General features: G+C 68.8%; 22 protein-coding genes. 13 read left to right on the forward strand and 9 right to left on the reverse strand.

The features are described 5' to 3' along the window. The first annotated feature begins 13 nt into the window (after positions 1-13). The 3 genes from EAS64_RS38400 to EAS64_RS38410 all read left to right on the forward strand — a co-directional run bounded on the left by EAS64_RS38400 (position 14) and on the right by EAS64_RS38410 (position 4,751). Positions 14-1,735: an FAD-binding protein gene (locus EAS64_RS38400; RefSeq protein ID WP_222849911.1), complete on the forward strand. Its 1,722-nt coding sequence runs from the start codon at positions 14-16 to the stop codon at positions 1,733-1,735. Next, the gene (locus EAS64_RS38405) at positions 1,719-2,957 is read left to right on the forward strand and encodes an IS256 family transposase (RefSeq protein WP_145861343.1); all 1,239 of its coding nucleotides are present in this window, start codon (positions 1,719-1,721) and stop codon (positions 2,955-2,957) included. The genes EAS64_RS38400 and EAS64_RS38405 overlap by 17 nt, the downstream gene beginning before the upstream one ends. 561 nt (positions 2,958-3,518) lie before the next feature. Continuing rightward, a complete protein-coding gene (locus EAS64_RS38410) occupies positions 3,519-4,751 on the forward strand; it encodes an IS110 family RNA-guided transposase (protein WP_145858696.1) in 1,233 nt (410 codons plus the stop codon). Between the two features lie 197 nt (positions 4,752-4,948). Here the strand turns inward: EAS64_RS38410 and EAS64_RS38415 are convergent, their stop codons facing one another. After that, positions 4,949-5,209, reverse strand: a complete 261-nt coding sequence (locus EAS64_RS38415) for a hypothetical protein (RefSeq protein ID WP_145861345.1) — start codon at positions 5,207-5,209, stop codon at positions 4,949-4,951. A gap of 72 nt (positions 5,210-5,281) precedes the next feature. Next, a complete protein-coding gene (locus EAS64_RS38420; protein ID WP_222849912.1) occupies positions 5,282-6,469 on the reverse strand; it encodes an MFS transporter in 1,188 nt (395 codons plus the stop codon). 257 nt (positions 6,470-6,726) lie between these two features. On the opposite strand from EAS64_RS38420, the gene EAS64_RS38425 reads away from it, so the two are divergent. Both EAS64_RS38425 and EAS64_RS38430 read left to right on the forward strand, forming a co-directional pair. Continuing rightward, the gene (locus EAS64_RS38425; RefSeq protein ID WP_187366480.1) at positions 6,727-7,398 is read left to right on the forward strand and encodes a GDSL-type esterase/lipase family protein; all 672 of its coding nucleotides are present in this window, start codon (positions 6,727-6,729) and stop codon (positions 7,396-7,398) included. Between the two features lie 942 nt (positions 7,399-8,340). Further along, positions 8,341-9,486 carry an acyl-CoA thioesterase/bile acid-CoA:amino acid N-acyltransferase family protein gene (locus tag EAS64_RS38430; RefSeq protein WP_187366481.1) on the forward strand — a complete coding sequence of 382 codons (1,146 nt, stop codon included), beginning with the start codon at positions 8,341-8,343 and terminating at the stop codon, positions 9,484-9,486. Between the two features lie 454 nt (positions 9,487-9,940). Here the strand turns inward: EAS64_RS38430 and EAS64_RS38435 are convergent, their stop codons facing one another. The 5 genes from EAS64_RS38435 to EAS64_RS38455 all read right to left on the reverse strand — a co-directional run bounded on the left by EAS64_RS38435 (position 9,941) and on the right by EAS64_RS38455 (position 13,718). Beyond that, positions 9,941-10,591, reverse strand: coding sequence for a DUF1707 SHOCT-like domain-containing protein (locus EAS64_RS38435; RefSeq protein ID WP_187366482.1), 651 nt, complete (start codon positions 10,589-10,591; stop codon positions 9,941-9,943). 26 nt (positions 10,592-10,617) lie between these two features. After that, entirely contained in the window at positions 10,618-11,394 is a 777-nt protein-coding gene (locus tag EAS64_RS38440) for a group II intron maturase-specific domain-containing protein (protein ID WP_222849913.1), read from the reverse strand. A gap of 218 nt (positions 11,395-11,612) precedes the next feature. After that, entirely contained in the window at positions 11,613-12,479 is an 867-nt protein-coding gene (locus EAS64_RS38445) for a tyrosine-type recombinase/integrase (RefSeq protein WP_222849914.1), read from the reverse strand. Then, the gene (locus tag EAS64_RS38450) at positions 12,472-12,825 is read right to left on the reverse strand and encodes a site-specific integrase (protein WP_222849915.1); all 354 of its coding nucleotides are present in this window, start codon (positions 12,823-12,825) and stop codon (positions 12,472-12,474) included. Before EAS64_RS38450 ends, EAS64_RS38445 begins: the two co-directional genes overlap by 8 nt. Further along, the gene (locus EAS64_RS38455) at positions 12,822-13,718 is read right to left on the reverse strand and encodes a site-specific integrase (RefSeq protein ID WP_145861357.1); all 897 of its coding nucleotides are present in this window, start codon (positions 13,716-13,718) and stop codon (positions 12,822-12,824) included. The genes EAS64_RS38450 and EAS64_RS38455 overlap by 4 nt, the downstream gene beginning before the upstream one ends. Before the next feature lie 253 nt (positions 13,719-13,971). On the opposite strand from EAS64_RS38455, the gene EAS64_RS38460 reads away from it, so the two are divergent. Then, positions 13,972-14,454, forward strand: a complete 483-nt coding sequence (locus EAS64_RS38460) for a group II intron maturase-specific domain-containing protein (RefSeq protein WP_187366483.1) — start codon at positions 13,972-13,974, stop codon at positions 14,452-14,454. A gap of 175 nt (positions 14,455-14,629) precedes the next feature. After that, positions 14,630-15,472, forward strand: coding sequence for a class I SAM-dependent methyltransferase (locus EAS64_RS38465; RefSeq protein WP_187366484.1), 843 nt, complete (start codon positions 14,630-14,632; stop codon positions 15,470-15,472). Positions 15,473-15,546: 74 nt separating this feature from the next. Here EAS64_RS38465 and EAS64_RS44215 read toward each other — a convergent pair whose 3' ends face one another. Both EAS64_RS44215 and EAS64_RS38470 read right to left on the reverse strand, forming a co-directional pair. After that, a complete protein-coding gene (locus EAS64_RS44215) occupies positions 15,547-15,687 on the reverse strand; it encodes a hypothetical protein (RefSeq protein WP_187366485.1) in 141 nt (46 codons plus the stop codon). Between the two features lie 72 nt (positions 15,688-15,759). Continuing rightward, positions 15,760-15,999, reverse strand: coding sequence for a hypothetical protein (locus tag EAS64_RS38470; protein WP_145861361.1), 240 nt, complete (start codon positions 15,997-15,999; stop codon positions 15,760-15,762). A 439-nt stretch (positions 16,000-16,438) separates the two neighbouring features. Here EAS64_RS38470 and EAS64_RS38475 point away from each other — a divergent pair, with 439 nt between their 5' ends. From EAS64_RS38475 to EAS64_RS38500, 6 genes are all read left to right on the forward strand, one after another. Further along, entirely contained in the window at positions 16,439-16,876 is a 438-nt protein-coding gene (locus EAS64_RS38475; protein ID WP_145861363.1) for an organic hydroperoxide resistance protein, read from the forward strand. A 718-nt stretch (positions 16,877-17,594) separates the two neighbouring features. After that, positions 17,595-17,867 (forward strand): RNA-dependent RNA polymerase family protein, encoded by a 273-nt coding sequence (locus tag EAS64_RS38480; RefSeq protein ID WP_145861365.1) that lies wholly within the window; start codon positions 17,595-17,597, stop codon positions 17,865-17,867. Next, complete coding sequence (locus tag EAS64_RS38485) at positions 17,821-18,126, forward strand: DUF5372 family protein (RefSeq protein WP_145861367.1); 306 nt, start codon at positions 17,821-17,823, stop codon at positions 18,124-18,126. Before EAS64_RS38480 ends, EAS64_RS38485 begins: the two co-directional genes overlap by 47 nt. 33 nt (positions 18,127-18,159) lie before the next feature. Beyond that, on the forward strand, positions 18,160-18,510 hold the full coding sequence (locus EAS64_RS38490) for a DUF6788 family protein (protein WP_145861369.1): 351 nt from the start codon (positions 18,160-18,162) through the stop codon (positions 18,508-18,510). Between the two features lie 93 nt (positions 18,511-18,603). Further along, complete coding sequence (locus tag EAS64_RS38495; protein WP_145861371.1) at positions 18,604-20,766, forward strand: recombinase family protein; 2,163 nt, start codon at positions 18,604-18,606, stop codon at positions 20,764-20,766. Further along, positions 20,729-21,184 carry a reverse transcriptase domain-containing protein gene (locus EAS64_RS38500; RefSeq protein WP_145861373.1) on the forward strand — a complete coding sequence of 152 codons (456 nt, stop codon included), beginning with the start codon at positions 20,729-20,731 and terminating at the stop codon, positions 21,182-21,184. Before EAS64_RS38495 ends, EAS64_RS38500 begins: the two co-directional genes overlap by 38 nt. Positions 21,185-21,233 lie beyond the last annotated feature (49 nt).

Raw genomic sequence — 21,233 nt, forward strand, 5'->3', positions numbered from 1 at the left:
ATATTAGAACACGTTGCAGTTCTGCACGGAACGGAAGGGGCTGCCGGTGCACTGGGATATCGAGGCGGACATCGTCGTGGTCGGGTTCGGCGCGGCCGGCGCGTGCGCCGCACTCGAGGCGGCCGCGGCGGGCCGCTCGGTGGTGGTGCTCGACCGGTTCACCGGCGGCGGGGCCACCGCGCTGTCGGGCGGAGTCGTGTACGCCGGCGGGGGCACCCCGCAGCAGCGCGCGGCCGGCGTAACCGATAACGCGGCGGCGATGTTCGGCTATCTGCGCACCGAGGTGGGTGACGTGGTGCCGCCCGAGACACTCCGCCGATTCTGCGACGACAGCGTGAGCATGCTCGGCTGGTTGGAGAGCCACGGCGTGCCGTTCGAGGGGAGCCTCTGCCCGGACAAGACGTCCTACCCGACCAACCGCCACTACCTGTATTACTCGGGCAGCGAGATGTCCGCCCGCGACCTCGCGCCCCCGGCGCCCCGCGGCCACCGGACCCGGGGCCGCGGCACGTCCGGCAGGCTGCTGTTCGCCCGGCTCGCCGCCGCCACCCGGCGTGCGGGGGTCCAGGTGGTGGGGCAGAGTGCGGCCGTCCGCCTGGTCACGGATGGCGGACAGGTGACGGGTGTGGCGTGCCGTACGCTGCGCGGCGCGCCCTGGTGGACGCGCACGGCACACCGCTTGCTGCACCGTGTGGCCCGCAAGCCCTACCTATACGTCCCGAAGGCCGGCCGACTCATGCACAAACCGGTGACGTGGCTGGAGCGCCGGTACGGCCGGGCCCTGCTGGTCGGGGCGGTCCGCGGCGTGGTGATCGCGGCGGGCGGCTTCGGTGCCAACAGGGAACTGCTGCGCGCGCACGCGTCGTCCGCGCGCGGCGGGCTGCCGCTGGCGACGCCGGGCGACGACGGCAGCGGCCTGCTGCTCGGCACCGGGGCCGGGGGAGTGGCGGCGCTGCTTGACCGCGTGTCGGTGTGGCGTTTCCTCAGCCCGCCGCCCGCACTGCTGCGCGGCATCCTGGTCGATACCGACGGCCAGCGAATCTGCGACGAGTCCAGGTACGGCGCGGCGATCGGCGACGAGATCGTCCGTCGCGGCGGGCGGGCGTGGCTGTTCGCCGACCGTGCCACGATCACCGCCGCCCGGCGGCAGCTACGCGGCTCAACTCTCTGGTTCCAGCGACTGCAGGCGCGGTACCTGCTGACCTTCGGGCGGGTGACCGCGGACACGGTGACCGGCGTCGCGGCCAGGGCAGGCGTCGACCCCGACGGCCTGGCGGCGACGGTGGCCGCGTACAACACTGACGCCGCTAGTCCGGGTGGCGAGTCAGCCGAGTCGGCGGGCAAGCCGGCCGACCTGGTCGTCTCGCAGGATCAGCCGCCATACTCGCTGATCGACTACTCGATCCGGCCCCGTCTGCTTAACCCGGCCCCGGTGCTTACCCTCGGCGGCCTGGTCGTCGACCACGCGACCGGCCAGGTGCTGCGCGCGGACGGGACGGCAGTGCCCGGACTGTACGCGGCGGGCCGCAGCGCCGTGGGCCTGTGCTCCCGCTCGTACGTCAGCGGACTGTCGATTGCCGACTGCGTGTTCTCCGGGCGGCGTGCCGGCCGCCACGCGTCCGCCGCCTCGCACGTCACACCAGCGGACTCTGACCGTGAGAATCATCAACGGGACTGTAAGAACAACGGTGTAACTTCCGAGACGGAGGAGACACCAGATGACGAACGGGACTGAAGAGCCGGCGCTGTCAGCGGCGGATGAGCAGTTGCTGCGGGAGCTCACCGAGCGTGCCCGCGCTGGCGGGCTGAAGCTGACCGGCGAGGGCGGGCTGCTCGGGAAGCTGACCAAGATGGTCGTTGAGGGCGCGCTGGAGGGCGAGCTGGATGACCATCTCGGCTATGCCAGGCACGACCCGGCCGGCCGTGACGGCGGTAATTCCCGGAACGGGCACCGGGCTAAAACGGTGATCACCGAGGCGGGGCCGGTGGAGATTTCCGTGCCGCGGGACCGGGATTCGAGTTTCGAGCCGAGGATCGTCGCGAAAAGGCAGCGGCGGCTGACCGGGGTCGAGGATATGGTCATCTCGCTGTCCGCGAAGGGGCTGACACACGGGGAGATTTCCGCGCACCTGCAGGAAATCTACGGTGCGGAGGTCTCCAAGCAGACGATCACCGCGATTACCGACCGGGTGATGGACTCGATGGCGGAATGGCAGAACCGGCCGCTGGACCCGGTTTACGCTGTCGTGTTCGTCGACGCGATCATGGTGAAGATCCGCGAGGGCCAGGTCGCCAACCGGCCGGTTTACCTGGCGCTGGGCGTCACCGCAGACGGGGAGCGGGACATCCTGGGCCTGTGGGCCGGGGAGCACGGCGACGGGGAAGGCGCCAAGTTCTGGCTCCGCGTCCTGAGCGAGATCAAGAACCGCGGCACCCGCGATGTGCTCATGCTGGTCTGCGACGGGCTGAAAGGGCTGCCCGACGCGGTGAATGCCGTCTGGGACAAGACCGTGGTCCAGGCATGCATCGTCCATCTCCTGCGCAACTCGTTCAAGTACGCGTCGAAAAGGGACTGGGCGCAGGTCGCCAAAGACATCAAGCCGGTTTACACCGCTGTCTCCGAGGCCGCCGCGCTGGACGCGCTCACGGAATTCTCCGCCAAATGGGAGAAACGCTATCCGGCCATCATCCGGCTCTGGGAGAACGCCTGGGCCGAGTTCGTCCCGTTCCTGCAGTTCGACAACGAGATCCGCACCATCATCTGCACCACGAACGCGATCGAGTCGATCAACGCGAGGCTGCGGCGGGCGGTCAAGGCCCGCGGCCACTTCCCGACCGAGCAGGCCGCCCTCAAGTGCCTCTACCTCGCGCTCATGAGCCTCGATCCCACGGGCAGGGGCCGCCAGCGGTGGTCCAACCGGTGGAAGGGCGCCCTGAACGCCTTCGACATCACCTAATGGGCACATGAGCTGGTCACCACTGCTGGTACCCCGGGGGCTCGAGTCCTCTGACAAGATCGTGGGACCGCTCGTGCCGGGCCACCGCCATTGTTGCCTGAGGCTTGAGCCTTCGTTCGAGGCTGCGGGGTCCGTCTCCCGGTCGATGCCGATAGCGATCCTGGCGCGTGACGCCTCGACCAAGGCTGGCAGGACCGGGCTGGCGCGGTCGGCGCCGGGTGACCCGCTGACATCACCGGGGCTGGACCTCTTGTCGAAGATCCGGGTCCCGGCGGCGACCGCGCTTTTCCCCGGCCGGCGGGCGACACGCCGGGCCGGGTGCTGGGAATGTGCTGGTCGTGGCGGTATGGGTGGTCGTGGCCTGAGCCATCCGCAGGAGCTACCCCTTATCAGTGCCGGGAGCCGCCGAGCCCTGGCCGGGACCGGGGCCTGCGGGCAGCCGGGGTCACGAACGGCCAATCGGATGGCGGTGCCCTTGAGCCCTTCCATTAGGGAGCGCGCGTGCCCTGCACGGCCCTGGCCAGCTCGGACAGGAGCTGCCAACGGAACGGAGGAGACAGATTGGACGTATTCTGCGGAATCGACTGGGCGGAGGACCATCACGACATCGCCCTCGTGGACCGCGACGGCGGGCTGGTGGCCAGGCTGCGGGTCAGCGACGACGCGGCCGGCCTGGCCCGGCTGCTGGACCTGCTCGCGGAGAAAGGCGACAGCGCCGGCGACCCGGTGCCGGTCGCGATCGAGACGCCGCGCGGCCTGCTGGTCGCCTGCCTGCGCGCCGCCGGCCGCAAGGTCTACCCGGTCAACCCGATGGCGACAGCCCGCTACCGGGACCGGCACTCCATGGCGGGCCGCAAGTCCGACCACGGCGACGCGGTCGTGCTGGCGAACGTCCTGCGCACCGACCTGCACGCGCACCGGCCCCTGCCCGCCGACAGCGAGCTCGCCCAGGCCGTCGCCGTGCTGGCCCGCGCCCAGCAGGACGCCGTCTGGGACCGCGTCGCCGCCCACAACAAGCTCCGCTCCCACCTGCGCGAGTACTTCCCCGGCTTCCTCGCGGCCTTCGCCGCCGCCAAGGGCGGCATCATGCGCCCCGAGGCCCGCGCCGTCCTCGCCGCCGCCGCCACCCCGGCAGACGCAGCGAAACTGACCCTCGCCCAGCTGCGTGCCCTGCTGCGGAAAGCCGGCCGCAGCCGCGGCATCGACGCCGAGGCCCAGCGGCTGCGCGACGCCTTCCGCCAGGAGCAGATGCGCCAGCTCCCCCTCGTCGAGCAGGCCATGGGCCGCCAGACGCTCGCGCTGCTGCGCCAGCTCGACGCTGCCTGCCAGTCCGCCGATGACCTCGAGCAGGCTGCCGTCGAGTCTTTTAACCAGCACCCGGACGCCGGCATCATCACCAGCTTCCCAGGCATCGGCGCGCTCACCGGCGCCCGGGTACTCGCCGAGATCGGAGACGACCGGTCCCGCTTCCAGGATGCCAAAGGACTCAAGGCCTACGCCGGCGCCGCGCCCGTCACCCGCGCCAGCGGCAAGAGCAGATCCGTCACCCACCGCAGGGTCAAGAACAACCGGCTCGCAGCCGCCGGCTACATCTGGGCATTCTCCGCCATCACCGCATCACCCGGCGCCCGCGACCACTACGACCGACGCCGCGACGCCGGAGACCGCCACGCCGCCGCCCAGCGCAACCTCTTCAGCCGGCTCCTCGGCTGCCTCCACCACTGCCTGACCACCGGCCAGCACTACGACGAGGCCACCGCATTCCCCACCAGAACCATCCCCGCAGCCGCCTGACAACATGAATTTCCACCAGCTACTTGACAGCTAAAGGGCATCGGATGTCTTCGACGGCCGCCTCAGCGCAGGACGAAAGTAAGTAAACAGGACATAAGTTACACCGTTAACTTGACAGACCCCATCAACCAAATACGGGCATGGTGTAAGGGCCCGTGGCGGTGCGGGTCGCGGGCCTGGTCACCGGGTTTCTCGGTTCAGGCGGCGGGGGCAATGGTGATGTCGCTGTCTGGGTGGAGGGCGCGGAGCTGGTTCAGGAGGCTGCGGGTCCTGCGGTCGGTGTCGGTCTTGCGGGCGTGCCAGACGGAGCCGAGGTCGGTGTAGCGGGCCTCGGGATCGGCGAGCAGGTGCCAGATGATGACGAGGACGGAGCGTCCGACGGCGCACCGGGCCCTGCTGCCGCCGAGGCGCCGTGACAGCCGGCGGAGCCGTTCGCCGAGGAGGGACTGTAAGAACAACTTGACAGACCCGGCGCTGGCTCGGATAGAGCGTTGACTGTCTCGGGTCAGGCGAGGATAGGAACTGGCTCGTTACCAGTTGAGTGCGGGGGCGACCCTGATCCGGGCGGCGAGCGGCCGCCAGACGGCGATCTGGACCACGGCGAGTGCGACGGTGTACGGCATCAGCGTCCAGATCCCGGTGGCCTGGGCGATCGCGCCGGCCACCCAGGGCAGTGCGGCACCGCCAATGGTGGATCCAGCGTTCAGCACGCCGATGGCGGTTGGCGCTAGTTCCGGCGTGGTCAACTGCGGTGCGACCGCCATGGTGGTCGGGAAGACCGGTCCGAGGAAGAAGCCGAGGGCGACCAGCGCCGCGCTGGTGGCCGTGGCGGTCGGTGACAGCCAGCCGAGCGTCGCGGTGGCGGTGATCCCGGCGAGGCACGCGGACATCATGCCGCCCGTGCTCGTGCCGACCCGGTTGGCGATCGGGCTTATCAGGAACCGGCCGGCGGTCAGCCCCAGCCAGAAACCGCTGACCGAGTACCCCGCGAGCGTCCTACTCAGGCCGCGGGCCTGTACCAGGTAGCTGAAGCCCCAGTTACCCACGCCGAGCTCCAGGCCGACGTACACGAGCAGCATCGCCGCGCCGCACAGGACGCCAGGGTCGCGCAGCGCGGCGAACAGGTGCCTGGCTGAGCCGGGTGCGTCACCACCCACCGTTCCATGCTCAACTGACTTTGATCCCGGCTCTGCTGGCAGCGCGCGCGGGTAGGCGAGGAGGAAGCCAGTCACCAGCGGGACGCCGGCCACCGCCAGCACCAGCATGACCACGGTCCAGGGGGCGAAGCCGGCCATCCAGGCGGCAAAGGCGGGCCCGATAAGCGCGCCCACGCCGAAGAACGCGTGCAGGCGGTTGAGCAGCGTCGTCGCGTTGGGCAGCGTCGCGAGGTAGGTGTTGAGCACCGACTCGAGGACCCCGGTGCCATACCCGGTCAGCAGTTGCACGGCGACGAACGCCGCGAACGGCGGACGGGCGGCCAGGCACAGGCTGGCCAGCACGTACGCGCCGCCGCCGACGGCCAGCGATATCCGGACGCCCAGCCGGTGTATCAGCAGGCCGTTGCTCAGGCTGGCGAGAACGAACCCGGCGGAGCCGGTGAAGAACGTGATGCCGATCGTGGCCCGGTCCACGCCGTAGTCGTTCATCTGCGCGAGGAGCAGCACCCCGCCGGCACCAAGGCTCACACCGATGAACACGAATGCGGCGTAGGCGAGCACGAGTGGTGCCTGAAGTCGGCTAAGCCGTCCGAAGCTACGATTTACCGGCATATCCATAAGACTCACCATGATCCGATGACCGACGCCGAACAGGCAAGTCATAACCCAACATAACCGGGACTGAGTTTCGAAAAGTTTCGATAACCTTCAGTCGCAAGCCCAGGCAGTCGCCACCATCGGCACCCTAGGGCCGAAACCCCGTGAATAGACACCCGAAAGCCCGCGCGCCTGCCCGCGCGGAATGAAGGATGAAGACTATGACGGCAAGTTACAGCAAGGTTCTCGCCTTCGGGTCTTCCACCACGTGGGGCTGGGGCGGCGGCTCCGGCGGGTTCAGCGAGGCCAGCGCTGACTACGAAGGTGACAGCTATCCTCGTCAGCTCGCGGCTCTGAGCGGATGGAACGTACTCAACTACGGCATCGTCGGAGACCGGGTTACCACGGCAACCACTCACGATCCTCACCCGTGCTCAGTCAGGTTCGCCACGATGCTCGCGGACAACCGGGACGCTGACGCCGTGGTGATCTGGATCGGTGAGAACGACGTCAGCAACGGATCGACGGCCACTCAGATCGTCAACGGTTACAAGCAGCTCATCGCAATGGCGAACACGGCCGGGACCAAGACCTTCATAGCCACCCTTCCGGGCACGAACTACAGCGCGACGGCGGCTAAGGAGGTGACGAGGCAGCAGGTGAACAACTGGATTCGCCAGGATCACGGCCAGGACGGCTGCGTGGAGGTTGAGGGGGCGCTGATGGGGGCGAGCAGGCGGGTGATGGCCTCGGGTTACGTCGCGGACGGCATGACGGCCAACCCCCAGACCGGCTACCCGCACCTCACGCCGGTCGGTTACGCGGTAGTCGCGCAGACGATGTACCTCGCACTTCTGAATCCGGCCTGCCCGATCCCCCCGGTGACCTACTAGGGGAGCGGTCCAAGTGTCGACCGAGGTGAAGGAGGAGCCATGGCCAAGCCGGGCCCCGAGCGCGACGAGATCACCGTGATCCTGCCGCCTGAAACCGCCGGAACTGAACCCCGAAGCGGCACGAGTCCTACTGAGGATCTTGCTCAAGGCCTACGAGAAGCAGTTCGGCCACGAGTACTCGCCCGACGCGGAGATTGAGTCACGGCAGCAGTCCCGGCGATGTGGTCTGACGGTGTGATCCAACACCAGCAGGAACCAAGAGCATTTTCGCCATAATGGTCTAGACCAGTGCGCACCGATGTTTGCTCCATGTTTGCTCGGACGCCCCGGTACGCCCCGGCATCACTCGGTATCCGGCAGCGCGGCGCGGGTGCGGGCGACCGGACAGAACGGCAGCTCACGGCACGTGCTAGCATTCTTGATAGCAGTTCAAGGAGAATAAACGAATAAAGCAGCGGACTCTTAATCCGCGGGTTCGGGGTTCAAGTCCCTGGCGGCACACCTGGCGGCGCACTGGGTCTGACCTGGGGTCTTACCGTCCTAGGTCATTTTATGTGTCCGGTTTGTCCACATGTCTGCTCCGTGTTTGCGCGCGCACGGACCCAGCATTCCGGGGCTGACCACCGCCGTTGCGGCCGGAGTCACCCGCGTCCTCGACCGGTCGTGACAACCCGCGTTCGGCCAGAGGGCTTGCCAGCCAGCCGAAGGTCGTCGTCTTGCGGAAAGTCGATGCAAATGTGCAGAGAATTGATGCAATATTTCAGATACTTGTTGCTGAATTGCTAGTACTTGTACGCTTCGCCTATGCGAAGGGGAGAAGTGCGTCGGTTCAGGTGGGTGTGGCTGCTCGTAGTGGCGCTATTGCTCGCCGCTCCGGTGGCCGGCTGCAGCGCATCGGCTCAGGTACCGAGGGCGACAGTCACGGTAACGCCGCGAACCTCAGTGGCCGATCAGCCAGTGCAGATCCGCGTGGCCGGGCTGGTCGGCGGGCAGCGGGCCACTGTGCAGGTCAGCCCGACTGACGCCGCGGGGGTACGGTGGCAGGCTTCGGCTGTCTACCGGGCCGACGCGGAGGGCGACATTGACCTGAACAGCGCTGCGGTCCTGTCGGGGAGCTACAGCGACATCTCCGGCATGGGGCTCATCTGGTCGATGCAGCCGACCAAGACTCCCCCGCTCGGCGCCTACTCCTGGGGGAGCGCCCCGCGCATGTTCGCGGTTTCGGTGAACGCCGGCGGGGCGCGAGTCGCGTCGGGGGAATTCCAGCGGACGATCTCGCAGGCGCACCTGACCCAGCAGGACGAGTCGGTCAGCGCCAACGGCTTCATGGGGCAGTACTGGCACGCCGGGACGACCACGACCCGCCGCCCGGCGGTCTTGGTGCTCGACGGCCTGCCTGGCGGCATGCCGACCGTGCTGCCGGCCATGCTGGCCGCTAGCGGGTACCCCGCCCTCGGGGTCGCCTACTTCAAGGAGCCGGGCCTGCCGCAGACGCTGTCGGATATCCCGCTGGAGTATTTCGCCAAGGCGCTGACCTGGCTCGCACATCAGCCCGGGGTGGACCCCAGTGCGATCGCGGTGCTTGGCATCTCCCGGGGCAGCGAGGCCGCGCAACTGCTCGGTGTGCACTACCCCAGCCTGGTGCACGCCGTCATCGGCTCGGTGCCCAGCAACGCCGCCAACTGCTCCTATCCGAGCTGCGCGGGTCCGGCCTGGACGTTGCACGACAAGCCGCTGCCCTACACGCACGACTACGACAGCCCCTCCCCGCCCGACGACCCGGCCGCAGTCATCCCCGATCAGCGGATTAACGGCCCGGTGTTCCTGGACTGCGGCGAGGACGACCAGGCATGGACGTCATGCCCCTACGGCCAGGCCATCGTGAACTTGCTAGACGACCACCACGACCAGTGGTCGCACGTGCTGTATCCCTACCCCAAGGCCGGGCACGGCGTCGGGTCCCTGGTCCCGTACGAACCGTACGGGCCGGCCACGGTCGCCGCGGAAGGCTCCATCTCCTTCCAGGCGGACCAGGAGGCCGATGCGCAGCTGTGGCCTCGCCTGCTCAGCTTCCTCGCCAGCCTCTGAAACTGCCGAGTACCAAGCGGCTCCGGTTTCCTTACCGCTACGGGCACACAGAACCCAGCCCTCGGCCGCAGGACGCCTCATGCCCGCGCTCAGTCCCAGCCCAGAAATGCTGAATGCGCGGTCAGACAATAGCACCAGGTTTGCTGCCAGCAGGAACTACTAAGCGGCCCGGCGACTCTTGCCGATCCCGGCCGTAGCTACCACGTCGCGTCGTTCCAGGCCCGGAAAGCACCTGGACACCCCCGGGTTGGGAAGGGTTGTCCTGCGGGACAGCTACTGGCGACCGGTCGGACCTGTTCAACAGTGCCCCCAGTCGAGTCGCACGCCTGCCCGTGCCCTTCGGGGGCAGGCAAGCGCCAGCGCGACCTCGATGAACTCGATATCCGCCTTATTGAAGAATTGGTTCTGACGTTATAGCTCTGGGCACACCGCGCAGGTGCGGCTGCCGCCGGAATCAGCAGCTGTTCACGGCCAGAACGCCACCGCGGCCCTGAACCGGGCTAACCCGTATGCGAGGCAGGCGGCTCCGGGCCGCTTCGGTCATATGCCGTGGATCGTGCCTCGCCGACGGCAGTTGCCGGGTCGGCGCCTGGCGCCTGGATGCCAGACCGGCCGGACCCGATGGCGGTCCCTGCGCGGCTCCCCTTTGCGAGCGGCACACGACCCAGGACAGGAGCATCAGCAGCGCGGCCAGCAGCCCGGCCACGAACAAGCCCGTCAGGCCCACGAGCAGTACGCCGGCGACCGCCGGGACTCCGCTGGACTGCACCAGCACCACCGCAGCAGAAGCCATGCTCGGGCCGGCACCGACCGCGCCAACGCGGGCCGCTGTCTTGAAGCTGAGCACCCTGCCCGGCTCACGGGCGTGCTCGGCCGGCGGCTGGGCGCTGGTCACCCCGCCAGGGATGTCGGCGGTCAGTGCGTCCAGGTCCGCGTAGGTCCGTGACGCGAGTACCTGGCCGACCCGCAAGTCGAACTCGTCCTTGGTCAGCCGCCCCTGAACGAACGCGGCCTTGAGCACGTCGATCGCCTGCTCGCGGTCGGCATGTGAGGTCCTCAGACGGCCCAGTGCGCCCGCCGTCCCGTCTTTGCGCCCTGCCGTCACGGGTGCCTCCCATAAGCACGATCTAGCTAAAAGCTTAGCTCCGCAAGCCAGCTCTTCCGGGTCACCTCTGCCGAGCGGCTGTCAAGCCCCCCGCGGCTGCCCGGCCCCGGTTGGTTGAGTCGGCCTGGGGCGCGGTGCCGGATTGCTCTCGGTCCGTTTCCCCAGGCCGCTCGCCGAACCCGCCGTGCACGTCTCCGCGCAGCGGGCTCTCCGCGGTTCCTGCCGTTAGGCGTTGTCTGGCATTGTCCAGGGGTTGGGGATCTTGCTGCCCCGGTAGATGTACCGGGTGACCGCACGGATGCGAGGCTGAACAGTTCGATCCCGTCCGTTGCTGGCCTGAGCCACCGGCCGTTTGGTCCGGTGTGCCTTCGGCGGACGTCTTTCCAGTTCCAGCGGTGCAGTTTCATCTGCCAGCGGATCACCCTGTGCCAGACGAAATTATCGAGGGCATCGAGGGTGTGCTTGCAGACTGCGTGCCGGAAGTAGTTAGCCCATCCGCGCATGATCTGGTTGAGCCGGATCAGCACGTCCCTGGGCGGCAACTGCGATGTCCTGCCTGTCATGGCACGAACCTTGTCTTTCAGCGACCGGATGGGCCGGTCGCTGATGAAGGTGTAGACGTACCACTTGTCTGTTCCCCTCTTGCGCCTCCACCGGATGCGGAAGCCGAGGAAATCGAACCCGTCGCTCATGTGCACGACCTGGGTCTTGGCTGGCGACAGCCGCAGGCCCACTGGCGCGAGCACGTCAGCGCCTTCTTCGCGCACCGATTCGGCGTCCTCGCGGGTGCCGTGCACGAGCACGACGAAATCGTCCGCTTATGCCGAGTCCCGGATTATGCCGACCCTGATGGCAGGTGCCCTGGTCGGCAGGCGTTCTGCTGTCGGATGGTCGGCATAATCCGTGGGTTCCGGCGGTGGCTAGAGGTTGTCGAGGAACGCGAGCAGGCTGTCGGGCGGCCGGTAGCGTCCGGGGCTTGTTCCGGGTTGCTGGACGCGGGCGAGGGCCTGTTCCTTGATGGTCATGTCGGCGTGCAGGTAGATGTGGGTGGTTTCTGCGTTCTCGTGGCCGAGCCAGAGGGCGATGACCGAGGTGTCGACGCCGGCTCGCAGGAGAGCGTGTGCGGGGTGACGTTCTTCTCCTTGACCGACGGGCAGTTCTCCGCGGCGGCGGACGCGTGCTTGGCGACGAGCCGTTCGACGGCATCGCGGGAGAGCCGGCCGCCGGCCCGGGTCGGGAACAGCGGCGTGCCGGGGCCGGGGCTGAGTTCGGCGGTCCATGTCTTCAGCGTCCTGGTGACCTGGCTGGTCAGCGGGGTTGCCCGGTCTTTGCGGCCCTTGCCGTGGCAGCGGACGTGAGGCCCGGCGCCCAGGTGCGCGTCCTGGCAGGCGAGCGCGGTGAGCTCCGATACCCGCAGCCCGGTCTGGACGGCGAGCAGGAGCAGGGCGTGGTCGCGCCGGCCGTGCCAGGTGTCCTGGCCGGGGGCGGCGAGCAGCGCGTCGGTTTCCTCCGGGGTGAGGTAGCTGACGATCGCCCGTTCACGGCGGCGGGGCGGGATGGCCAGGACCTGGCTGATCACGGCGGCGTGCTCGGGTGCCCGCGGGGCCGCATAGCGGAACAGCGAGTGGATGGCGGCCAGCCGGGCGTTCCTGGTCGCGCTTCCGTTTCCCCTGTTGTCTTCCAGGTGCTGCAGGAACATGCCGATCAGGGTGGCGTCGAGGTCGGCGAGGCTGAGCCGGCTGGGTGCCTTCCCGGTCCTGGCCTGCGCGAAGGCGAGCAGGAGCTTGCAGGTGTCGCGGTAGGCCGCGACCGTGTTCGGGCTGGCCTTCTTCTGCCGGGCAAGCCGGTCGGTGAAGAAGCCCTGCAAGATGGGGGCGAGGTCACTCATCGGCCTGCCCGCCTGCGGCCTCGAGCCGGCCTGCGGCCAGGGCGAGGAGTTCAGGGACGGCCTGGAGGTACCAGTACGTCGACTTCGGGTCGACGTGGCCCAGCCAGGTGGACAGCAGCGGGAGCCGGGCCTGCACGTCCCGGCCGTCGCGGTAGACCTCGTTGCCGCTGCCCCGCGTGGTGCTGGTTGCCCATTCGACCGCCAGGTCCGCGGTCACGTGCCCGGCGCCGCGTTCCTCGCAGAAGCCGACGAAGCTCATCAGGTGCCCGCCCTGCGTGGTGAGCCTGAACCCGAGCGCGCGGCGCATGGCCAGGTACTCCCCGGCCCGGGCCCGCAGCCCGCTCATTTCGCTGCTCCCGGCCAGGGGCGCGCCAGCGGCCGCAGCGCGTCCTGGTCGACCTTGGCATAAAGCGACGTGGACAGCAGGCTGCGGTGCCGCAGCACCTGCCCGACCTCGGGCAGCGACGCGCCAGCGCGCAGCATCTCGGTCGCCAGCGCGTGCCGGAACCGGTGAGTGCCCCGCCGCTCCAGGCCGGCCCGCTCGCAGGCCCGGCCCATGACTGCCCGGACCGCTTCGGGCGTCAGCTGCCGGAAAGGCCGCCGCATCGTGACGAACACCGCCCGCGACCCGCAGGCCGGCCGGCCGCCGGCGAGCCAGGCGGCGAGCGCTTCCCCAGCCGGGGCCGGCAGCGGGAGCCGCTCGGCGCGGCTGCCGTTGCCGGTGACGGCGATTTCGCCAGCCCGCCAGTCGATGTCATCTAGCTGCAGGCCGGCGGCCTCGGCGCCGCGCAGCCCGAGCCGGGCCAGCAGCGACAGGACCGCGTAATCACGCAGCCCGGTAGCCGTTCCCCAGTCGCAGCCCGCCAGCAGCCTCTCGATCTCGGCCGCCGTCAGGCCGCGGGGCAGCGCGGACAGCCGCCACGACGCCACCGCCGGAACCGCTCCGGCCAGCGGGACCGCCGTCCGGCCGGTCGCGTGCGCGAACCGCAGGAACGCGCGCAACGACGTCACCATCGCCTTCGCCGACCAGCCGTTGCGGTCCTTCGAGTGCTCCACCATGAACGCGGTGACCTCGCCAGCGCCCAAGGTACTCACCGCTCCCGGCCCGCCGACCGCGGCCAGGAAGTACTTCGCCTGCTTGGAATAGCAGCGCACCGACACCGGCGACAGGCCCCGCTGCCGGTCCAGCCACGTGCGGAACTCCGCCAGCAGCACCGCGCTTTCATCGTCCGTGCCCATGATCAACTCCCCGTCTGGAGGAACCACTGACACGAACCAGACAGGCAGACCGCCAGCGAACCCGCAGGATTATGCCGACACCAGAAACCCGCTCACCACCCTGACCAGGGCACCTGCCATCAGGGTCGGCATAATCCGGGACTCGGTATAAGCGGACGATATTGTCGCTCACTGCGACAGCGAGGGCCAGGCCCGCGAGCTGCTGGCTGCCATCGCCGCGCGGCTCGGGACTTTGGGTCTTGAGCTGCATCCCGTGAAGACGAAGGTCGTGTTCTGCAAGGACGCGAACCGCCGGGGGGACTTCGGGCAGACCAGCTTCGATTTCCTCGGCTATACCTTCCGGGGCCGTCCCGCTCAGGGGCCGAGAGGCTATTTCACTGGCTTCAACCCGGCCATCAGCGGCAAGGCGAAGAAGGCGAAAGGCCAGCAGATCAGGGACTGGCACCTCAACCGGCGCAGCAGCGCGGACCTGTCCGGCCTCGCTGAGGAAATCAATCCACAGGTCAGAGGCTGGGTCAACTACTACGGGGCCTTCTACCGCTCCGAGTTGCGCTTCCTGGCATGGCGGATCAACGAGCACCTCGCCCGGTGGGCTATGCAGAAATTCAAGCGATTCCGCGGCAAGTACGCCAAGGCGATGGACTGGCTGCAGAAGGTCTACCAGCACCAGCCCGAACTGTTCGCCCACTGGCGGCTCATCGCGTTCACCGCAAGCCGGACTGTGAGGGCCGGATGACGGGAGACCGTCACGTCCGGTCCTGAGAGCGGCGGGGGGCGAGATTCTCCCCGCCGACTCGCCCGGCTGGCGACTTCTCTGGCTGACTTGCCGGGGGCGCGCCTACCGGGCATTATGTACTCCCTCCAAAGAGTGCCTTCGTGTCCGGTCGATGCATCCGATAGCGGGAGGGCCGATGCCGAGCGGCGATGAGATCCAAGACGTGCAGCGAGTGACGTGGGCCGGGCTTTCTGCAGGGTGGGAGAAGTGGGACTCGGTCATCATGGATCAGCTTGGCCCGGTCAGCACAGCGATTATCGAGCGTCTCGGCATCGCCGATGATCAGCAGCATCTCGATATTGCCGCAGGCACTGGCGAGCCGGGGCTGACCGTCGCCAGGCTCGCACCGCGAGGACACGTCGTTCTGACCGACCTTGCTGCTGAGATGCTCGACGTCGCGACGCGGCGGGCGAACGCGCAAAGTATCGCCAATTATGAGACCAGGGTGTGCAGCGCCGACGACCTGCCATTCGGTGACGCGACATTCGACAGTATCTCGGTACGGTTCGGGTACATGTTCTTCCCCGACGTCGCCAAGGCGACCGTCGAGTTCGCGCGCGTACTCAAGCCGGGCGGACGCCTGTGCTCGTCGGTATGGGCCAGGCCCGAGGAAAACCCGTGGACGACGATCGCCATGCAGGCAATCGCGACGGAGGCGGTGCTGGCGCCACCGGGTCCGGACGGGCCGAACATGTTCCGGTGCGCCGCCCCGGGATATGTCAGTGCCCTGTACGAGGCCGCGGGGCTGCGCGACATTGCCGAGTGGGACGTCGGCGTCGAACTCGTGACGCGATCGCCCGCGCAGTACTGGGAGATGATCAGCGAGCACGTCTCGCTCGCAGTCGCGGCGCTTCAGCAGGCCGGCCAGCCGGCGCGCGAGCGGATCGCGAACGCCGTCATCGCCAAGGCCAGCACCTACGAACAAGACGGCAAGGTAAGGATTCCGGGCATGGCCCGCTGCATCGTCGGCACGAAGTAGGGACGCCCGAACTGGGTTATCTGTGCACGCCCGTGCGCTTCGGCCAAGTGATCATCTTGCGCGCGGAATCGGCGTTATAGCGCCGGGTGGCCGGGGCGTTCGTCCAGGTCCTGGCATGCCTGGCGCACTGGGACGCCCGCTCGGCTGGCGGCGGCGCGGATGTAGGCGACCGCCGCGTACATGGCGTACTGCCAGAAATCGTCGGTCTGCCACAAGGCGATCTCCTCGAGCAGGTCCGGTTCGGTCCCGCCATGGATGCCTGCCGCGGCCAGGATCGCGTAGCGGAGCTAGGCGTCCTGCCGTCCGCGGAAGGCACACTCGGGCAGGAACCGCTCGCGTAGTCCCTCTAGGGCCAGCGGCTCGGCCCGGCTGGCACCGCACCATTCCAGCGCGTCCGCGGCGAGGTGAAGGAACACCTCGCCGGGGAACGTGTCGTTGCGCGGGTGCAGGGGCACAAGCCCGCTCAGCACCTCCAAGATGTCATCATCGCGGGCGAGCCCATCGAGCACGGCACGACGGGCGGTCATGGCGTCCCCGTGAGCCGGTCGCTTCCTGCCGGGCATATGACGACGGTAGACCAGAACCGTCAACTGCGGGCGGCCTTCGCGGCTGCCGACCCGGCACCGGGACCAGGCAGCACGGTGAGACCTGCTCCCTCGTCACGCTGGGTCGTTACTTCCAGGTTGTGCGACGCGCGGGAACCGCCGCTATGGCCCTCTGCGCGGAGAACGTAGCCAATCGCCGGGCCGAACCATAACTGGGGCATCTGTCCTCGTGGTTGCCCGACTGACGGTCGTTCCGCTCCTGCATCTTGATAGTCGTCGGGTGTCCGGCTACCGCGTGCATCCGGGTACCGTGAGGTCAGAGCGGTCACGCGCCGGACTCGTATCCTGACGTTCACTATCGGATACTGCACCGGCCGGGCTGGGAGCCGGGCAATCTGCAGGTCCTGAAGGTGGAGCCGAGATGGCGCGAGTTCTGTACACGGCGGAGGCAACGGTCACAGGCGGTCGGGCAAGCGGCCACGGGCGCACGAATGACGGAGCGCTGGATGTGCAGCTCCGATCGCCGAAGGAGATGGGCGGCGAGGGCGGCGGCACGAACCCTGAGCAGCTCTTCGCCGTGGGCTATGCGGCCTGCTTCGAGAGTGCGCTGGGCGTGGTCGGCCGTCGTGAACGCGCCGAGGTGGGAGATGTCTCGATCGACAGCCGTGTGAGCCTCCTGCCCACCCAGGAGCGTGGTTTCAGCCTCGCCGTGGAGCTCGACGTAACCCTGCCGCAGGTCCAGGACCCTGAGCAGGCGGCGCGGATCGTTGCCGCCGCCCATCAGGTGTGCCCGTACTCCAATGCCACCCGGGGCAACATCGACGTGACGCTGACCGTGAACGGCCGCGGCATCGGCTGACTTCTGAGCCGGGGAGGAAATTCGCCCACTGGAAGCTCGTCGCGTTCACCGCAAGCCGGTCTGTGGGGGCCGGATGACGGGAGACTGTCACGTCCGGTCCTGAGCGGCGGGGGTGAGATTCCGTGTGCCACGAACGAGGGAGGCCGCTGTGACGTAGTCAGGCAGCTGATCTTCGGTGCTGCACGGGAGATGGAGGTTCGGCCCTCCGGAGCCGCCCTGCGGGGGGAGGCTTCAAACCGCCTGCATGCTGCGTTAGCTGAAGCCTGTCGTGGTGAGCGATGCAGGAAAAGGCGCCCGAGAGGCGTCAGGCGGGGACCAGGGAGACGGAGCGCGGTCCCCGTCAGGGGATCACTGATGAAGCGTCGATACACCCTTTAAATGGCGTCGAAACCGGGTGTTTGGAATTGGCCTGGGATAAGCCTGGCGGAAGCCCGTTGACTGGCCAGGCGGCGTCCGGCGTGGAGGTGACGTGACCCGGGTCTGCTGCTCTCGTGCGGAACGTGGGAGGGCATGCCCCGATACTGCCGCCAACGGCGGCGAGAGGGAGCGCGTCCAAGCAGCATGAGGCTGTGAGGCGCTGAGTACCGACGCGGGGCGTGCAGTCGGACCGGCTCGTAGTAGCGGTGAAGCCCCTGCCTGGCGCGGTGAGGGCGGAGCGAAGGGGCCGGGTTGTCCGTGGCTGGTTCGTTCAGTCAACCAGGAACCTGGGAGGAGCTGCATGGGCGAGCTGAAGCCGTCAGGCAAGCCGTTCGAGATCTCGAAGCAGGAGGTATGGGAGGCATACAAGAAGGTCAGGGCCAATAAGGGCGCACCGGGAGTGGATGAGGTGCCGCTGGCGGAGTTCGAGAAGGATCTGAAGGGAAACCTTTACAAGATCTGGAACCGGATGTCGTCGGGCAGTTACTTCCCGCCCCCGGTAAAGGCGGTGGAGATACCAAAGCCGCATGGCGGAGGGGTCCGTGTTCTCGGGGTGCCGACGGGCACGGCATAGTGCCGGGTTTCCCAGTGATCTTTCGGGTTTCGTAGTTGTCACGCACCCGTTCCACCCGCTGAAGGGCGAGCGGCTGGAGGTTCTTTACTCCAAGCGCCGCGGGCCGGACACGGTCTTCGTGTGCTCCGGCGGCGTCAGCGGGCAGATTACGCTGCCGCTGGCGTGGACGGACCGGGGCGAGCCGCAGGCAGCGCGCCGCCTGTCGGCCGAGGGACTGGCCGAACTCGACACGCTGACGCGGAACCTGCGCGGTCGTTGACTTCCGGTCACGGAGCCGGCATCTTCTTGTGTGATGAATGCACACAAGAACGATCTTGGCGGCCTCACCACAGAGCAGCTGCTGGCCCGGCGCCGGGCCGCGGCGGCCCGGCTCGGCGACGTGGAGCAGGTCCTTTCCGGGACGCTGGCCGAGCAGTCGCGGCGGTGCGGCCGGCCCGGCTGCCGGTGCGCGGACGGCGAGCCGCACGGCCCGTATGCGTACTTCACCCCGCGCCCGGCGGGGCGCGGCCGGGCCAGGTACGTGCCGGCTGCCCTGGCCGACGTGGTGCGGCGTTATCTCCGCCGTGGTGAGCAGGCCGAGACCGCGCTGGCGGAGATCTCGGCGGTCAACGCCGAGCTGCTGGCGCGAAGAGAGCTGCGGTAACCGTGAGCGCCGCCACCGTCCTGGAAGGCTCCGCGCGGGCGGAGGCGGTAGCGGCGCTGGCCAACATGACGGTCTCGGCGCTGGGAGGCGCGCGTGAACGGCGAGCACAAGATCACCAGTACGCACCTGGACCGGAAGGCGCTGATCTACCTGCGCCAGTCCTCGATGGCGCAGGTCCGCCACCACACCGAGTCAACCCGCAGCCAGTACGCCCTGGCCGACCGGGCCGCGGAGATGGGATGGGCGCGCCGCGACATCGAGGTGATCGACACCGACCTGGGGATCTCCGGCAAGTGGGGAGTTGCCCGGGAAGGGTTCACCAGGCTGATCGCCCAGGTCTGCACCGGGGAGGTCGGGGCGATCTTCGGCATCGAGATCACCCGGCTGGCCCGGTCGAACGCCGAGGTAGCCCGGCTGGCGGAGTTCGCCGCGATCACCGGCACGCTGCTGATCGACCCGGACGGCGTCTACGACCCCGCCGACGTGAACGACCGCGTCCTGCTCGGGTTCAAGAGCACCATGGGAGAAATGGAGCTCCACGTGATGGCCCAGCGGCTGCAGGCCAACAAGCGCGCCGCGGCCGCGCGCGGGGAGCTGCGCACCCCGCTGCCGGTCGGCCTGGTCCACGATGACGCCGGCGGCATCATGATCGATCCCGATGATGAGGTCCAGGCAGCGGTGCGGGACGTGTTCGCCGCGTTCGCCGCCTGCGGGTCCGCCTACGGCGTCGTTGACGTGTTCGCCGGCCGGAGGTTCCCGCTGCGCGCCTACGGCGGCGCCTGGGCCGGGCAGCTGCGCTGGGGCAGGCTCACCCACTCCCGCGTCCTGGGAATCCTGAAGAACCCGTGCTACGCCGGGGCCTACGTGCACGGGCGCTACACCTCCCGCCGCACCGTCGGCCCGGACGGCATCGTGCGCAGCAGCCTGGTCGAACGCCCGCGCCCGGAGTGGCCGGTGCTGATCCGCGACCACCACGAGGGCTACGTCACCTGGGCGGACTACCTGGCCAACGAGAAGAAGCTCGCCGCGAACCAGACCAACGCCGGGGCCCGCCCGCCGCGTGAGGGCGGTGCCCTCTGCCAGGGGATCATCTACTGCGGGGCCTGCGGCAAGCCGATGCGCACCAACTACCACGACGATGACCACCCTGGCTACGAGTGCTCGGGCCGTGCCGACCGGCTGACCACCCCGTCCTGCCGGACGATAGCGGCCGCCACCGTCGATGACGCGGTCGCGCGCGTGCTGCTGGACGCGCTCACCGGCGAGCAGGTCGCGCTCGCCCTGGACGCCGCCGGCGAAGTCGCCAGCCGGCACCAGCGGGCGGGCCGCGCCGCCGAGCTGGCCGTCGAGCGCGCACGCTACGACGCCGAGCGCGCCGAGCGCGCCTTCACCGCCGTCGAGCCGGAAAACCGGCTCGTCGCCCGCACCCTGGAAACACGGTGGGAAGCCCGCCTCGCCGGGCTCGCCGAGGCCGAGCAGGCACTGGAGGCAGCGGCCGAGGCGCTGCCGCCCCTGCCGGGCCGTGCTGAGCTGGAGAAACTCGCCGCCGACCTGCCCGGGCTCTGGCACGACCCCGCCACCGGCAACAAGGACCGCAAGCGCCTGCTGCGCACGCTTATCGCCGACGTCACCCTGCTGCCCGAGCCCGACAGGGCCAAGGCCAGGATCGGGATCCGCTGGCACACCGGTGCCACCGACGAGCTCCGCGTCAGCCGCGCTGCTCACCCCGGAACGGCCAGGCGCAGCCCGTCGCCGGCGGTGGAGATGGTCCGCCGGCTCGGCCCGTCCACCCCGACCGCTGAACTAGCCGCGCAGCTCAACGATGCCGGGCTGGTCACCGGGAACGGCCGGCCGTTCGACGTCAAGGCCGTGCAGTGGATCCGCCGCGCCTACGGCATCCCGGCACCGGAACCCTGCGCCGACGGCGAGGTCAGTGTCGCAGAGGCGGCCGGCAAGCTCGGCTGCAGCGCCGGCGTCGTCTACTACTGGATCGAGAACGGCCAGCTCACCGCAAGGCGCGGACCGGGGAACCGGCTCTGCATCGCCTGGGACGCCGCCACCGAAGCCTCGTGCCGCGAGCACATCGCGGCCTCCGGGCACCTCAACCCCGGTGCCCGCCGCACCCGGCCACGGAAAACGCCCCGCTGCCCCGCTGAGCAGCCTCAGATGCCGGCACCCCTGGCATCATCTAGCCAGCAACGAGCACCACGGAAAGAGCATGATCCCAACACTCCACGGCAAGGATGGGCAGTATGAAGCCACCGTCCCGGCCGTGGCGGACAGGATCGCGCAGACCGTGGTGGCTGCCCGGCTGGAGGCGGCGGCGGAACCGAGGTTCCATCGGGACTCCTACGGGTACCGGCCGCGCAGGGGCGCACTAGATGCTGTTGCGCGGTGCCGGCAGCGCTGCTGGAAGAAGGGCTGGGTGATCGATCTCGACATCCGGAAGTTCTTCGACAGCGTTCCGTGGGACCTCATCGTCAAAGCGGTGGAGGCGAACACCGCGCTCCCGTGGGCGGTGCTGTATGTGAAGCGGTGGCTTGCCGCCCCGCTGCGGCTGCCCGACGGGACCTTGCAGGAGAGAGACCGGGGAACCCCGCAGGGTTCATTATGTTCAGCTATGCATAAGCCGCCCTATGCGCAGTGCTGGGTTATGCGCAGTGCCGACTCATAGTGCCTGGCAGGGGCGGTTTGGCGGGTGGGCACTGCGCATAATTTCCGGG

The organism is Trebonia kvetii, assembly GCF_007827045.1.
Classification (GTDB): Bacteria; Actinomycetota; Actinomycetes; order Streptosporangiales; family Streptosporangiaceae; genus Trebonia; species Trebonia kvetii.

Coding starts and splice junctions, on each gene's coding strand:
- EAS64_RS38500 (WP_145861373.1), top strand. CDS start 20,729: ATGATCCCAACACTCCACGGCAAGGATGGGCAGTATGAAGCCACCGTC.
- EAS64_RS38490 (WP_145861369.1), top strand. CDS start 18,160: ATGAATGCACACAAGAACGATCTTGGCGGCCTCACCACAGAGCAGCTG.
- EAS64_RS38450 (WP_222849915.1), bottom strand. CDS start 12,825: ATGAGCGGGCTGCGGGCCCGGGCCGGGGAGTACCTGGCCATGCGCCGC.
- EAS64_RS38455 (WP_145861357.1), bottom strand. CDS start 13,718: ATGGGCACGGACGATGAAAGCGCGGTGCTGCTGGCGGAGTTCCGCACG.
- EAS64_RS38405 (WP_145861343.1), top strand. CDS start 1,719: ATGACGAACGGGACTGAAGAGCCGGCGCTGTCAGCGGCGGATGAGCAG.
- EAS64_RS38445 (WP_222849914.1), bottom strand. CDS start 12,479: ATGAGTGACCTCGCCCCCATCTTGCAGGGCTTCTTCACCGACCGGCTT.
- EAS64_RS38475 (WP_145861363.1), top strand. CDS start 16,439: ATGGCGCGAGTTCTGTACACGGCGGAGGCAACGGTCACAGGCGGTCGG.
- EAS64_RS38485 (WP_145861367.1), top strand. CDS start 17,821: ATGGCGGAGGGGTCCGTGTTCTCGGGGTGCCGACGGGCACGGCATAGT.
- EAS64_RS38465 (WP_187366484.1), top strand. CDS start 14,630: ATGCCGAGCGGCGATGAGATCCAAGACGTGCAGCGAGTGACGTGGGCC.
- EAS64_RS38425 (WP_187366480.1), top strand. CDS start 6,727: ATGACGGCAAGTTACAGCAAGGTTCTCGCCTTCGGGTCTTCCACCACG.
- EAS64_RS38470 (WP_145861361.1), bottom strand. CDS start 15,999: ATGACCGCCCGTCGTGCCGTGCTCGATGGGCTCGCCCGCGATGATGAC.
- EAS64_RS38480 (WP_145861365.1), top strand. CDS start 17,595: ATGGGCGAGCTGAAGCCGTCAGGCAAGCCGTTCGAGATCTCGAAGCAG.